Annotated in this window: 1 pseudogene; it reads right to left on the bottom strand. The window is 70.4% G+C overall.

Going from position 1 to position 497, the window contains the following annotated elements:
* Positions 1 to 497, bottom strand: a pseudogene (locus FQ705_RS30975) (phenylalanine 4-monooxygenase); the annotation flags it as partial.

Here is a 497-nt window from a genome sequence, read left to right as displayed (position 1 = left end):
GCGCCTCGCTCTCCAGGCTGTAGACCGACTCGCCGCGGCTCGACACGATGCCCGCGCCGTAGATCTGCAGCGTGTCGCGATCATGCCGGCTGCGGATCAGCCCGAACTCGACCGTGTACCATTAGAGCAGGCCCAGCAGCGAGAGCGCGAAGGGATCGTCGGCAACCGCCAGCGCGGCCCGGCCGTAGGCGTGCATGTAGTCGGCGAACACCGGGTCGATCAGCAGCGGCACGTGGCCGAACAGGTCGTGGAAGCAGTCGGGTTCCTGCAGTTAGTCGAGCTGGTCCGGGCGGCGCATCCACCAGGCCACCGGGAAGCGCCGCTCGGCCAGGTGGGCGAAGAACACGTCGCCGGGCACCAGGCCCGGCACCGCGACGATCTTCCAGCCGGTGGCGGGCTCGAGCTGCCGGTTCACCTCCTCGAACGAGGGCACGCGATCGGCCGGCAGCGTGAGCCGCTTCATGCCGGCCACGAAGGCGTCGCCGGCGCGCCCTTCC

The organism is Paraburkholderia sp. BCC1884, assembly GCF_900996225.1.
Classification (GTDB): domain Bacteria; phylum Pseudomonadota; class Gammaproteobacteria; order Burkholderiales; family Burkholderiaceae; genus Paraburkholderia.
The sequence above is the reverse complement of the archived record's forward strand: the minus strand, read 5'-3'. Positions and strand labels throughout refer to the sequence as shown.